At 61.2% G+C, this 13,877-nt stretch carries 13 protein-coding genes; 12 read left to right on the top strand and 1 reads right to left on the bottom strand.

The features are described 5' to 3' along the window. Position 1: 1 nt before the first annotated feature. Positions 2 to 1,252 carry a sarcosine oxidase subunit beta family protein gene (locus V8P77_RS08405; RefSeq protein ID WP_335911716.1) on the bottom strand — a complete coding sequence of 417 codons (1,251 nt, stop codon included), beginning with the start codon at positions 1,250 to 1,252 and terminating at the stop codon, positions 2 to 4. Positions 1,253 to 1,339: 87 nt separating this feature from the next. Here V8P77_RS08405 and V8P77_RS08400 point away from each other — a divergent pair, with 87 nt between their 5' ends. The 12 genes from V8P77_RS08400 (at position 1,340) to V8P77_RS08345 (ending at position 13,838) form a co-directional block, all read left to right on the top strand. Continuing rightward, positions 1,340 to 2,299 carry a GlxA family transcriptional regulator gene (locus tag V8P77_RS08400; RefSeq protein WP_335911715.1) on the top strand — a complete coding sequence of 320 codons (960 nt, stop codon included), beginning with the start codon at positions 1,340 to 1,342 and terminating at the stop codon, positions 2,297 to 2,299. A gap of 80 nt (positions 2,300 to 2,379) precedes the next feature. Then, positions 2,380 to 3,063, top strand: coding sequence for a helix-turn-helix domain-containing protein (locus tag V8P77_RS08395; protein WP_335911713.1), 684 nt, complete (start codon positions 2,380 to 2,382; stop codon positions 3,061 to 3,063). 88 nt (positions 3,064 to 3,151) lie between these two features. Further along, complete coding sequence (locus V8P77_RS08390) at positions 3,152 to 4,060, top strand: class II glutamine amidotransferase (protein ID WP_168258995.1); 909 nt, start codon at positions 3,152 to 3,154, stop codon at positions 4,058 to 4,060. A 38-nt stretch (positions 4,061 to 4,098) separates the two neighbouring features. After that, complete coding sequence (locus V8P77_RS08385; protein ID WP_003548139.1) at positions 4,099 to 4,785, top strand: GltB/FmdC/FwdC-like GXGXG domain-containing protein; 687 nt, start codon at positions 4,099 to 4,101, stop codon at positions 4,783 to 4,785. Between the two features lie 14 nt (positions 4,786 to 4,799). Beyond that, positions 4,800 to 6,128, top strand: coding sequence for an FMN-binding glutamate synthase family protein (locus V8P77_RS08380; protein WP_003548137.1), 1,329 nt, complete (start codon positions 4,800 to 4,802; stop codon positions 6,126 to 6,128). A gap of 83 nt (positions 6,129 to 6,211) precedes the next feature. After that, positions 6,212 to 7,519, top strand: coding sequence for a type III glutamate--ammonia ligase (glnT, locus tag V8P77_RS08375; protein WP_335911664.1), 1,308 nt, complete (start codon positions 6,212 to 6,214; stop codon positions 7,517 to 7,519). A 98-nt stretch (positions 7,520 to 7,617) separates the two neighbouring features. Continuing rightward, entirely contained in the window at positions 7,618 to 8,502 is an 885-nt protein-coding gene (purU, locus tag V8P77_RS08370; RefSeq protein ID WP_335911662.1) for a formyltetrahydrofolate deformylase, read from the top strand. A gap of 173 nt (positions 8,503 to 8,675) precedes the next feature. Then, positions 8,676 to 9,809, top strand: coding sequence for an aminomethyl transferase family protein (locus V8P77_RS08365; protein ID WP_335911660.1), 1,134 nt, complete (start codon positions 8,676 to 8,678; stop codon positions 9,807 to 9,809). 11 nt (positions 9,810 to 9,820) lie between these two features. Further along, a complete protein-coding gene (locus tag V8P77_RS08360) occupies positions 9,821 to 10,426 on the top strand; it encodes a dimethylamine monooxygenase subunit DmmA family protein (protein ID WP_335911659.1) in 606 nt (201 codons plus the stop codon). Beyond that, positions 10,423 to 11,388: a PDR/VanB family oxidoreductase gene (locus tag V8P77_RS08355; protein ID WP_335911657.1), complete on the top strand. Its 966-nt coding sequence runs from the start codon at positions 10,423 to 10,425 to the stop codon at positions 11,386 to 11,388. Before V8P77_RS08360 ends, V8P77_RS08355 begins: the two co-directional genes overlap by 4 nt. 31 nt (positions 11,389 to 11,419) lie before the next feature. Beyond that, positions 11,420 to 12,460 (top strand): heme-dependent oxidative N-demethylase family protein, encoded by a 1,041-nt coding sequence (locus V8P77_RS08350; protein ID WP_335911655.1) that lies wholly within the window; start codon positions 11,420 to 11,422, stop codon positions 12,458 to 12,460. Positions 12,461 to 12,500: 40 nt separating this feature from the next. Beyond that, positions 12,501 to 13,838 carry a trimethylamine monooxygenase gene (locus V8P77_RS08345; protein ID WP_335911653.1) on the top strand — a complete coding sequence of 446 codons (1,338 nt, stop codon included), beginning with the start codon at positions 12,501 to 12,503 and terminating at the stop codon, positions 13,836 to 13,838. Positions 13,839 to 13,877: the final 39 nt, after the last annotated feature.

Genomic DNA, 13,877 nt, shown 5'->3' with positions numbered 1-13,877 from the left:
CTCAGTGCAGATTGGGCTGGGCGCCGACGCCCTTTTCGTCGATTGGGTAGCCGCGCGCGAAACGATCGAGCCTGAAGGCGCGGGCAGTCTGATGCGGCGCGTTGCGGGCGATCAGATGGGCATAGCAGAAGCCGGAGGCCGGTGTGGCCTTGAAGCCGCCGTAACACCAGCCGGTGTTGAGATAGAGATTGTCGATATGGGTGCGGTCGATGATCGGCGAGCCGTCCATGCTCATATCCATGACGCCGCCCCAGGAGCGCAGATAACGCACGCGCGACAGCGACGGGATCAGCGCCAGCCCGGCTTCGGCGACATGCTCGACCGAAGCGAGATTGCCGCGCTGGGCATAGGAATTGTAGCCGTCGATATCGCCGCCGAAGACGAGGCCGCCCTTGTCAGACTGGGACGCGTAGAAATGCCCGGCACCGAAAGTGACGACCGTGTCGATGAATGGCTTCAGCCCCTCCGAAACAAAGGCCTGCAGCACATGGCTTTCAATCGGCAGCCGCAGGCCGGCCATATCGGCGACGACGGTGGAGTTGCCGGCGGCCGCCAGCGCCAGCTTGCCGCAGCCGATGAAACCCTTGCTGGTCTCGACGCCGGTAATCTGACCGTTTTCGCTGCGGATGCCGGTCACCTCGCACTGGGTGATAATGTCGACACCGCGTTGATCGGCGCCGCGCGCATAACCCCAGGCGACCGCATCATGGCGCACCGTGCCGCCGCGCGGCTGGAACAGGCCGCCCATAATGGGGAAACGGGCATTGTCGAAATCGAGGAAGGGCAATTTCTTGCGTACCGCCTGCCGGTCGAGAAGCTCGGCATCGACGCCGTGCAGCCGCATGGCATTGCCGCGGCGCGTATAGGCGTCGCGCTGGGCGTCGGAATGGAAGAGGTTGAGCACGCCGCGCTGCGAGACCATGGCGTTGAAGTTGAAGTCCTGCTCCAGCCCTTCCCAGAGCTTCATCGACAGCTCGTAGAAGGGATTATTACCAGGCAGCAGGTAGTTCGACCGGATGATCGTCGTGTTCCTGCCGATATTGCCGGAGCCGAGATAGCCCTTTTCCAGGACGGCGACATTGGTGACGCCGAATTCCTTGGCAAGATAATAGGCGGTGGCAAGACCATGGCCGCCGCCGCCAACGATGACGACGTCGTAATGCGGCTTCGGCGTCGGATCGCGCCAGGCCGGCGCCCAGCCTTTGTTGCCGCGAAGGCCGTTCAGGAAAATCGAAAGAGCGGAATAGCGCATGGGTCACCCCGGAAAGAACAGGTGCATGATGCCAGAAAGGGGAGGGTTGACTTGCACAGAAGGGACAGGATTGGCTAAGAAAGAGACATGTCCTCGCTTGATAGCAGAAATGTGCAGACGATCGGCTTCATCCTCATCCCGGGATTTGCGCTGATGTCCTATGCCTCGGCGACCGAACCGCTCAGGGCGGCAAATCTTCTGGCCGGACGGGAGATCTATCGGCTGCAGATCTTCTCGCCGGATGGCACACCGGCACTCTCCTCCTCGGGTGTCAGCGTCCCCGCCGAACCTCTCCCGGTCAGGGGCTCGGGGCTCGGAACGGCCTTCGTCTGCGCCGGCGGATTGCCCCGCGACTGGCGCTATCCCGGCGTGCTGTCCTGCTTGAGGCAGCTGTCGCGCGAAGGTGTGAGGATCGGCGGCATCTCGGGCGGCCCCTATCTGATGGCCGCTGCCGGACTGCTCGGCGGCCGCGACTTCACCATCCACTGGGAGCATGCGGCAGCTCTTCTCGAAGCCTTCCCGGATCTCACGCCGCGCCAGGCGCGCTTCATGATCGACGGCAACCGGATCACCTGCGGCGGCGGCATCGCACCGCTCGACATGATGCATGTGCTGATCGCCGAGCGCATGGGGCCGGATTTCGCCCGCCGCGTCAGCGACTGGTATCTTCATACAGAGGTCAACGAGCCGGCTGCACCCCAGCGCGCCTCACTGGCGGAGCGCTATGGCGTCTATCATCCCGGCCTGCTCAGCGTTCTCGAACGGATGGAGGAGACGATCGAGATGCCGCTGGAGCGTGCCGCCATGGCGCGCATTGCCGGCGTCACCACCCGCCATCTCGACCGGCTCTTTGCGGCTCATCTCGGCAGTACCTTCCTCGAGCAGTACCGCAGGATCAGGCTGCAGCATGCCCATCGGCTGCTGAAGCAGAGCCCGCTTTCCGTCTCGGAAATCGCGGTGGCCACCGGCTTTTCCAGCCTGAGCCATTTTTCCCGGATGTTCCGTGCCGTCTACGGCATCGCTCCGCGTGAGGCACGGCGGGAATAGGTTTTCTTCACGGTTGAGAAATTTTCACTATGACGATAGGGTTGCCTTTGGACAAAAGAGAAGGCGGCAGGGGAAAATCCATGAAATCCAGGCGTGAAGCGGCAGAGCAACCGGAACAGGCGCATGGCGGGCGCGCTCCCTTTTCCCAAGACCCGCACGCCGTCCGCGAGCCGAAGGAAAACAATCTCGAAATGGCGATCGGCCATGAGGTGCGCGCCTACCGCAAGAAACTCGGCATTACCGTCACCGATCTGGCGGCGGCAACTGGCATTTCGCTCGGCATGCTGTCGAAGATCGAGAACGGCAACATCTCGCCGTCGCTGACGACGCTGCAATCGCTGTCGCGGGCACTTGGCGTGCCGCTGACGGCCTTCTTCCGCCGTTTCGAGGAACCGCGCAACGCCGTCTTCGTCAAGGCAGGCCAAGGCATCGAGCTCGAACGGCGCGGCACGCGCGCCGGTCATCAATATAATGTGCTCGGTCATATCGACAACAATACCAGCGGCGTCATCGTCGAGCCCTACCTCATCACCCTGACGACCGACTCCGACATCTTCCCGACCTTCCAGCACGAGGGGATGGAGTTTCTCTATATGCTCGAGGGCGAAGTCGTTTACCGCCACGGCGACCAGCTTTTCCAGATGCAGCCGGGCGACAGCCTATTCTTCGACGCCGATGCGCCGCATGGGCCGGAGCAGCTGGTGAAACTGCCGAGCAAGTACCTCTCGATCATCAGCTATCCACAGCAGAGCTCGAAAGGCTGACTTGCCTTAAAAGAAAAAATCTTTCTTCCGAGTTGAAAACTGAAAACAGACCTGCTAGTCCTTTCTCAACACGAACGGAGGTCTGGTCATGTGCGGAATTGTGGGTCTCTTCCTCAAGGATAAAAGTCTCGAACCGGAGCTCGGGGCACTGCTGTCCTCGATGCTGGTGACGATGACGGATCGGGGGCCGGACAGCGCCGGAATCGCGATCTATGGCGACGCCAGCGGCAGCAATGCCAAGATCACCATCCAGTCGGCCAATCCGAAGAAGGATTTCGCCGGCCTCGAGGCCGAGCTCGGCCAGGCGGTTGGCGCATCGGTCTCCATTCAGGTGAAGAGCACGCATGCCGTCATCACGCTTGCGAAGGATCTGCTCGACGCGGGCAAGGCGGCCGTTTCGGAATTGCGTCCGAACATCCGCATCATGAGCAGCGGCGACGCCATCGAGATCTATAAGGAAACGGGCCTGCCGAAGGATGTCGTCTCGCGCTTCGCGGTCAATTCAATGGGCGGCACCCACGGCATCGGCCATACCCGCATGGCGACGGAATCAGCCGTCACGACGCTCGGCGCCCATCCTTTCTCCACCGGCTCCGACCAATGCCTGGTGCATAATGGCTCGCTGTCCAACCACAACAATCTCCGCCGCGAGCTGAAGCGCGAAGGCATGACCTTCGAAACCGAAAACGACACCGAGGTCGCCGCCGCCTATCTGACGGCAGAGATGGCCAAGGGCAAGAATCTCGGCCAGGCGCTGGAAGGCGCGGTGGATGACCTCGACGGCTTCTTCACCTTCGTCGTCGGCACGAAGTCCGGCTTCGGCGTCGTGCGCGATGCGATCGCCTGCAAGCCCGCCGTCATGGCCGAAACGGACCAGTATGTCGCCTTCGGTTCGGAATACCGGGCGCTCGTCAATCTGCCCGGCATCGAGAATGCCCGGGTCTGGGAGCCGGAGCCTGCAACCGTCTATTTCTGGGATCACCAGAAGGTCGCTTGACCGGCGCCTCATGCGTATTCTCCAAGGGTTATCGAAACATGCCTGTCATTGATCTTGCCACTACGCCGTTGCGTGAACTCAACAGCGCCCTGCACAACATCCAGAACGGTTCGAACGATCTTTCCTTCGAAGTCGTCAATCCGCGCGGCAGCCATTCGGTTGCCGTCGGCATCGATGCGCCGGTCACGGTCGATGTGAAGGGGTCGGTCGGCTATTACTGCGCCGGGATGAACGACGGCGGAACCGTCACCGTTCACGGTTCGGCAGGTCCGGGTGTTGCGGAAAACATGATGTCTGGAACAGTCGTCATCGAGGGCGATGCCAGCCAGTATGCCGGCGCAACCGGCCGCGGCGGCCTCCTTGTCATCAAGGGCAATGCGGCGTCACGCTGCGGCATCTCGATGAAGGGCATCGACATTGTCGTTCACGGCAATATCGGCCACATGTCCGCCTTCATGGGCCAGTCCGGTCACCTCGTTGTGCTCGGCGATGCCGGCGATGCGCTTGGGGATTCGCTCTACGAGGCAAAGCTCTTCGTGCGCGGTTCGGTCAAGAGCCTGGGTGCCGATTGCATCGAAAAGGAGCTGCGTCCCGAACATCTGACGAAGCTGGCCGAACTTCTCGAAAAAGCGGGCGTGACCGAAGTGAGGCCCGAGGAATTCAAGCGTTACGGCTCCGCCCGCAAGCTCTACAATTTCAATATCGACAACGCTGACGCATATTAAGGCGAGGGACCATCATGAGCTATCACAACCCCTATACCCCGCCGCGCAAGTCCGCGACCTTCGACGATTACACGCTGGCGGAAATCCGCCGTGCTGCGGCGACCGGCATTTATGACATCCGTGGCGCCGGCACCAAACGGAAGGTGCCGCATTTCGATGACCTGCTGTTTCTCGGCGCATCGATCTCGCGCTATCCGCTCGAAGGTTACCGCGAGAAATGCGATACGTCGGTCGTCCTCGGCGCGCGCTTCGCCAAAAAGCCCATCCACCTGAAGACGCCGATCACTATTGCCGGCATGAGCTTCGGTGCGCTCTCCGGCAATGCCAAGGAAGCGCTCGGACGCGGTGCGACGATTGCCGGAACCTCCACCACGACAGGCGACGGCGGGATGACCGATGAAGAGCGCGGTCATTCCCAGACGCTGGTCTACCAGTATCTGCCGTCGCGATACGGCATGAATCCCAAGGACCTGCGTCGCGCCGACGCGATCGAAGTGGTCGTCGGTCAAGGCGCAAAGCCCGGCGGCGGGGGCATGCTGCTCGGCCAGAAGATCTCCGATCGCGTCGCCAACATGCGCAATCTGCCCAAGGGCATCGACCAGCGCTCGGCCTGCCGCCATCCGGATTGGACTGGCCCCGACGACCTCGAAATCAAGATCCTGGAACTGCGCGAGATTACCGACTGGGAAAAGCCGATCTATGTGAAGGTCGGTGGCGCGCGGCCTTATTACGATACAGCGCTTGCCGTGAAGGCCGGGGCCGACGTGGTGGTGCTCGATGGCATGCAGGGCGGAACCGCAGCCACGCAGGATGTCTTCATCGAGAATGTCGGCATGCCGACGCTCGCCTGCATCCGCCCCGCGGTCCAGGCGCTGCAGGATCTCGGCATGCATCGCAAGGTGCAACTGATCATCTCGGGCGGCATCCGTTCGGGCGCCGACGTGGCCAAGGCGTTGGCGCTGGGCGCCGATGCGGTTGCCATCGGCACGGCAGCACTCGTTGCGATCGGCGACAACGATCCGCATTGGGAAGAAGAATACCAGAAGCTCGGCACGACGGCCGGCGCCTATGACGACTGGCACGAAGGCAAGGACCCGGCGGGCATCACCACGCAGGATCCGGAACTGATGAAGCGGCTTGATCCAATCGCCGCCGGCCGCCGTCTCGCCAACTATCTGAAGGTCATGACGCTGGAAGCCCAGACCATCGCGCGCGCCTGCGGCAAGAACCACCTTCATAACCTGGAGCCGGAAGATCTTTGCGCCCTGACGATGGAGGCGGCCGCCATGGCCCAGATCCCGCTCGCCGGCACCAACTGGTATCCCGGCAAGGGAGGCTACTGATTTCTACTACCGGCCGGGCAGACGTCCCGGCCGTCTCGCATCCATAAGCGAAGTGTCTCGAAGAAATCCAAAGGGGAACGAGAATGACACTGGACCTTGCTGCTTTTGCCAAAGACAAAGGCATCAAATATTTCATGATCAGCTATACCGACCTGTTCGGCGGCCAACGCGCCAAGCTGGTCCCCGCAGAAGCCATCGCCGATATGCAGAAAGATGGCGCCGGCTTCGCGGGCTTCGCAACCTGGCTCGATCTGACACCTGCCCATCCCGACCTGTTCGCGCTTCCCGATGCTTCCTCCGTCATCCAGCTACCCTGGAAGAAAGACGTCGCATGGGTTGCCGCCGACTGCGTCATGGACGATCGGCCTGTCGAACAGGCACCGCGTGTGGTGCTGAAAAGACTGGTCGCTGAAGCCGCGAAAGAAGGGCTGCGGGTGAAAACCGGCGTAGAGCCTGAGTTCTTTCTGATCTCTGCCGACGGCTCGGTGATTTCGGACCAGTTCGATACAGCCGAAAAGCCTTGCTATGATCAGCAGGCCGTGATGCGTCGCTATGATGTCATCGCCGAGATTTGCGACTACATGCTCGAGCTCGGCTGGAAGCCTTATCAGAACGACCACGAGGACGCGAACGGCCAGTTCGAGATGAACTGGGAATATGACGACGCGCTTCAGACGGCGGACAAGCATTCCTTCTTCAAGTTCATGGTCAAGTCAGTCGCCGAAAAGCACGGCCTTCGCGCCACGTTCATGCCGAAGCCCTTCAAGGGCCTGACCGGAAACGGGTGCCATGCCCATATTTCGGTCTGGGACATAGATGGCAAGGTAAACGCCTTCGCCGACAAGGAAATGCCATTTGGGCTTTCCGCTCAGGGCAAAACCTTCCTCGGCGGCATCATGAAGCACGCCTCCGCGCTTGCCGCGATCACCAATCCGACGGTCAATTCCTACAAGCGCATCAACGCGCCACGCACGACATCGGGCGCCACCTGGGCGCCGAACACGGTCACCTGGACGGGCAACAACCGCACCCACATGGTGCGCGTGCCGGGGCCAGGACGCTTCGAGCTGCGCCTGCCTGACGGGGCTGTTAATCCCTACCTGCTGCAGGCGATCATCATCGCGGCCGGCCTTGACGGCATCCGCAGCCAAGCCGATCCCGGCCGCCACTACGATATCGACATGTATGCCGAGGGGTACCTGGTGAAGGACGCCCCGCGCCTGCCGCTCAACCTGCTCGATGCGTTGCGCGCTTATGATGCCGACGAGGGCTTGAAGCAGGCGGTCGGGGCCGAGTTTTCCGCCGCCTATCTGAAGCTCAAGCATCAGGAATGGAACGCTTACTGCTCGCATTTCACCCAATGGGAACGCGACAACACGCTCGACATCTGAGTGGCTGGACGCCTCCAATGACAGGCCAAGGCGCCGGGGCGAACAAGCTTCGGCGTGATCCGACCTTCTGTACTTGATATGGCGAAGAAAGTGACAGCATGAAGAACTTCGTACTCACCGTATCCTGCAAATCGACGCGCGGCATCGTCGCGGCAATTTCGAGCTATCTGGCCGACAAGGGCTGCAACATCATCGACAGCTCGCAGTTCGACGATCTCGATACCGGCAAGTTCTTCATGCGCGTCAGCTTCATTTCGGAAGAAGGGCTTTCGGGCGCCGATATCGACCCCGGTTTTGCAGCCGTCGCCGCTCCCTTCGAAATGGATTACGATTTTCACGACAGCGAGAAGCGCATGAAGGTGCTGTTGATGGTGTCGCGCTTCGGCCATTGTCTGAACGATCTGCTCTACCGCTGGAAGATCGGCGCGCTGCCGATCGATATCGTCGGCGTCGTCTCCAACCATTTCGATTACCAGAAGGTCGTGGTCAACCACGACATCCCCTTCCACCATATTCCCGTCACCAAGGCCAACAAGGCGCAGGCCGAGGCCCATATCATGGAGGTGGCCGAGCAGACCGGCACGGAGCTGATCGTGCTCGCCCGCTACATGCAGATCCTGTCGGACGAGATGTGCCAGAAAATGTCCGGGAAGATCATCAATATCCACCATTCCTTCCTGCCGAGCTTCAAGGGCGCCAATCCTTACAAACAAGCCTATCAACGCGGCGTGAAGCTGATCGGCGCGACGGCGCATTATGTCACTGCCGATCTCGACGAAGGCCCGATCATCGAGCAGGACACGGCGCGCATCACCCATGCGCAGTCGCCCGACGACTATGTATCGATCGGCCGCGATGTCGAAAGCCAGGTGCTGGCACGCGCCATCCACGCCCATATCCATCACCGCACCTTCATCAACGGCAACCGCACCGTGGTCTTCCCGGCTAGCCCCGGCAGCTACGCCTCGGAACGCATGGGATAGCGATGGTTGAGGGACGGAAAGAGCGTAGCCGCATCCCTCATTCATTCTGTGACGGCTGTAGCAAGGGCGCCGAAAGTTTTGCGAAATGCATGTCGGGCGGGCTTGCCACGGCGCGAAAGACTTATATAGTCAGGAAATAAATATTCCGTAGAGGAAACAAAAGGGAACGGACAATGGCTTTATCATGGCGTTTCTCCGTCTTGGCGGATCGGCATCGCGCTCTGGGATCGAAGCTCGAGGATTGGAGCGGCATGGGGACCGCCTGGACCTACGGCAAGGACATGTCGGAAGAGCATGTCGCCGTCCGCACCAAGGCCGGCATCATGGATGTCTCGGGCCTGAAGAAGGTGCATTTGGTCGGCCCGCACGCCATCGCCGTGCTCGACTACATTACCAGCCGTGACCTGACGAAGATCTATCCCGGCCGCTCGGTCTACGCGACCATGCTGAACGAGCGCGGCCACTTCACCGACGACTGCATCGTCTATCGCACCGGCCCGAATTCCTGGATGCTGGTGCATGGCTCCGGCTCCGGCCACGACGAACTCGTCAAACAGGCTGCGGGCCGCAATTGCGCCGTGCTCTTTGACGACGACCTGCACGACCTGTCGCTGCAGGGTCCGATCGCGGTCGACTATCTCGCCAAATATGTGCCCGGCATCCGCGACCTCAAATATTTCCACCACATGCAGACGACGCTGTTCGGCGCGCCGGTGATGATCTCGCGCACAGGCTATACCGGCGAACGCGGCTACGAGATCTTCGTGCGCGGCCAGGACGCCGTCATGGTCTGGGACCGGATCGTCGAGGAAGGCAAGGAGATGGGCATCATCCCCTGCTGCTTCTCCGTTCTCGATATGCTGCGGGTCGAAAGCTACCTGCTTTTCTACCCTTACGACAATTCGCAGATGTATCCCTTCGCCGATCAGCCGCCCGGCGACAGCCTCTGGGAACTCGGCCTCGACTTTACCGTCAGCCCCGGCAAGACAGGCTTCCGTGGCGCCGAGGAACATGCGCGCCTCAAGGGTAAGGAACGTTTCAAGATCTTCGGCATGCTGATCGATGCCGACGGACCGGCCGATCTCGGCGACGAAGTCTTTGCCGACGGCAAAAAGGTCGGCGTCATTACCTGCCCGAGCTATTCGTCGCTGACGAAGAAATCCATGGCGATTGCCCGTCTGGACGTTGACAAGGCGGTGCATGGGACGAAACTCGAAGTCCGCGGCAAAACCGTGAAGGCAGGCGCTACCGCCCACACGCTTCCTTTCGACGATCCGGAAAAGAAGAAGAGGACCGCCGTAGGTTAAGGAGCACGCCAATGCTCGTTGCAGGCATCAAAAGCCGACCAGTCTATACGGGCCTGACCATCCAGCCCAACGCCCGGCGGCACATTTTCGCGCTCGAAGGGGAGGGCGCCAAGGCTCTGCTCAATCAGCAGCCGGCGCTTGACGAAACGGCTCTTTCCCGCAGCGAAATCCTCTATGTCGCCCGCGGCTCGCAGGGCACCGGCCTGGACGAGGCGCTGCGCCGCCTCGGCGCCGACATGTTCTTCACGGCCCCGACCATCGCCACGCTGCTCTTCCGATTGAAGGGTTCGCTCACCACTGCCCGTATGGGCACGCGGCTTTATCTATCGGGCACGGAAGGCTTCATCGGCCAGGCAATGCTGGTGGCGCTCGATTACGGCATGGACCATGCCTCCGTCATCACCGAGCATCGCGGCTCGCTGGCCCGGCGCGTGCAATGCGTCCATTGCAAGGGCATCACCGACGACGTCACCACCAGCCCCTTCAATTGTAGCCATTGCGGGCTGCGCCTTCTGGTGCGCGACCATTATTCGCGCCGGCTGGCGGCCTTCCAGGGCGTCAACATCGATGCGGAAGAACCGGGCAGCGCGCCTGATCCGGAGGAGTTGTTCCTTTGAGCGGTGGCACTGAAATTCCTGTCCGCGTGACGCGGATCACGCCGATCGCCGAGCGCGTCAAGCGCTTCCGTTTCGAGCGCCTTGACGGCAAGCCCATGCCCTATTTCTCCGGCGGCGCCCACGTCATCGTTTCGATGAACGATGGCGGCCATATGCGCCGCAACGCCTATTCGTTGATGTCGCCGCCGCATGATTGCGCAGCCTATGAGATCAGCGTGCTGCACGTCGAGGATTCGCGCGGCGGCTCCACCTTCATGCATGAGAAGCTCAGCGAAGGCGACGAGCTCAAGGTCAGCTATCCCGTCAACCTGTTCCAGCCGGACTGGCGCGGACGCAAGCATCTTCTGATCGCCGGCGGCATCGGCATTACGCCCTTCATCGCAATGATGGAGCAGTTTTCCCGCGAAGGCGCCAATTTCGAGCTGCATTATGCCATCCGCACACGCGACCGCGGCGCCTATTGGCAGCAACTCGTCGAGCGCTATGGCGGACATCGCATCAAGATCTATTGCGACGCCGAAGGCGGCGCCATCCCCCTGACGCGCCTGCTCGGCACCCAGCCGCTCGGCACGCATCTTTATGTCTGCGGCCCATCCGGCATGATCGACGGCGTGTTGAAAACAGGCCTCGACGCCGGCTGGCCGGAACAGAACCTGCATTCGGAGCGGTTCCTGTCGTCTCTGCCCGGCAAGCCCTTCACGATGGAATTGATCCGTTCCGGCAAGACCGTGAAGGTCGGCCATCACGAAAGCATGCTGGAGGCGATCGAGGCGGCGGGCGTCGACGCACCCTTCCTCTGTCGCGGCGGCGCCTGCGGTCAATGCGAGACCGGGGTCGTCACCTGCGACGGCAAGCTGCTGCACCATGACGTCTATCTGACGAGCGAAGAAAAAGCATCCGGCCGCAAGGTGATGATCTGCGTTTCCCGCTTCGAGGGAAACACGCTGCATCTTGATCTCTAGCGGCATCGGAAGCGGAACAAGGAGACCGGACATGGCAATCGTCTTCAAGCAGGAAACCTTCCGGAACGATTTCAGCTATCGGAACAGCCCCGAAAACATCCGGCGTTTCCCGTTTCCCTTCGATCGCGACGAATACATGTATTCGGTCAATATGGAGCCGCATGTGCATGGCCGGGCGGGGACCGTCTACGAAAGCCTGATCGATGTCGACGAGCATTACGTCGCCGAGATGCACGACCGGGCGCTGGTGCTGAAGGAAGATCCGCTGCGTTGCCAGGCGCTGCCGCACATGATGAGCGCGCAATGGGACACGCTGGAACTTTTGATGGAAGAGCAGGCGGCGGGTTACCCCGACCATTTCACGCTGATCCGCAACGGCGACCAGTGGCGCTGGATCAACCGTCCACTCGGCATCGACGACAGCTTCACTTTCGGCGACGCCTCGACGCTGCCCTATGAGCCCTTCGAATATATCACCCGCCAGGCCCAGGGCGATTTCTGCATCGTCGACCAGCGCGACAGCAATCTCTGGATGGATGCCGGCATGGTGACGACGCAGGCCGACTGGTCGCTCGATTTCGATATCGGCATGAACTTCATGGAATGGCACGGGCCGGTGCCGCTCGCCCACCAGATCGGCGTCTTCGACCGGGCGCTGAAATTCCTGCTGAACCTGCAGCAGGGCAAGCCGACACGACGCTTCAACTGGACGATGACGATCAATCCGCGGCTCGACACCAGCCCGGAGAATTATCACAAATGGGGTCCTGACCGCACGACGGTGACGCCGGACAATGTCGGCGAGAAGGTGCATCTGCGTGTCGAATTGCAGAGCCTCTGGCGCCTGCCGCGCTCGAACGCCATCCTCTTCGTCATCCGCTGCTACCTGATGAACATGGAAGAGCTCGTCACCGTGCCGAAATGGGCGCGCCGCCTCCCGCGCGTGCTGAAGACGCTGCCGCCCGAGCTCATCGATTACAAGGGCCTCACCCGTTTCCGCGAGACGACGATCGACTGGCTTTCCAAATATGACGACGGGGCGCCGACCAGCCCGGGCATCTATCCGGACTGACACGCAGGACAATGCGATATAATCAAGAGGGGAATGCTTCATGACAAGAGTAGCCGTCATCGGTGCCGGGCCTTCCGGGCTGGCGCAGCTGCGCGCCTTTCAATCGGCCGCCCAGAAGGGCGCCGAAATCCCGGAGATCGTCTGCTTCGAAAAGCAGTCGGACTGGGGCGGGCTCTGGAACTATACCTGGCGCACCGGGCTCGACGAATATGGCGAGCCGGTCCACGGCAGCATGTATCGTTACCTCTGGTCGAACGGCCCGAAGGAATGCCTCGAATTCGCCGATTATTCCTTCGAGGAGCATTTCGGCAAGCCGATCGCCTCCTATCCGCCGCGCGCCGTGCTCTGGGATTACATCAAGGGCCGCGTCGAGAAGGCGAATGTCCGCCACTGGGTGCGCTTCAGCACGCCGGTGCGCATGGTTCGCTTCGACGATGAGACGAAGAAATTCACGGTGACGGCGCATAACCGCATCGAGGACCGGATGTATGACGAGGAATTCGACTATGTCGTCGTGGCATCAGGTCATTTCTCGACGCCGAACGTGCCCTATTTCGAGGGCGTGAAGACCTTCAACGGCCGCGTGCTGCATGCCCATGATTTCCGCGACGCGCTGGAGTTCAAGGGCAAGGACATCCTGATCGTCGGCCGCAGCTATTCGGCCGAAGACATTGGCTCGCAATGCTGGAAATACGGTGCGAAATCGGTGACGACGAGCTATCGTTCGAAGCCGATGGGCTTCAAGTGGCCGGAGAATTTCGAGGAGCGGCCGCTGCTGGTGAAGCTCGAAAACCGCACCGCGCATTTCCTCGACGGCTCGACCAAGGAGGTCGATGCCGTGATCCTCTGCACCGGCTACCAGCACCATTTCCCCTTCCTGCCCGACGATCTCCGGCTGAAGACGGCCAACCGCCTCTGGGCCGACAGCCTCTACAAGGGCGTCATCTTCGACAAGAACCCGCAGCTCTTCTATATAGGCATGCAGGACCAGTTCTACACCTTCAACATGTTCGACGTGCAGGCCTGGTGGGCGCGCGACGTGATGATGGGCCGCATCACCCTGCCGCCGGAAGAGGAGTTGAAGGCCAATTTCGACATGTGGCGCGCTCGCGAGGAAACGCTCGAGGATGCCGAGCAGATGATCTGGTATCAGGGCGACTATGTGAAGGAACTGCTCGCCGAAACCGACTATCCCAATTTCGACGTCGAGGGGACCAACCAGACCTTCATGGAGTGGGAACACCACAAGGCCCACAACATCATGGGCTTCCGCGACCATGCCTACCGATCGCTGATGACCGGCAATATGTCGCCGACGCACCACACGCCCTGGGTCGAGGCGCTCGACGATTCCATGGAGGAATATCTGCGCAACTGATGCGGCGGGCCTGCATCGCCGGAGGAGGGTGTTGGTGCA

The organism is Rhizobium aouanii (assembly GCF_037002925.1).
GTDB classification, from domain to species: Bacteria; Pseudomonadota; Alphaproteobacteria; order Rhizobiales; family Rhizobiaceae; genus Rhizobium; species Rhizobium aouanii.
The sequence above is the reverse complement of the archived record's forward strand: the minus strand, read 5'-3'. Positions and strand labels throughout refer to the sequence as shown.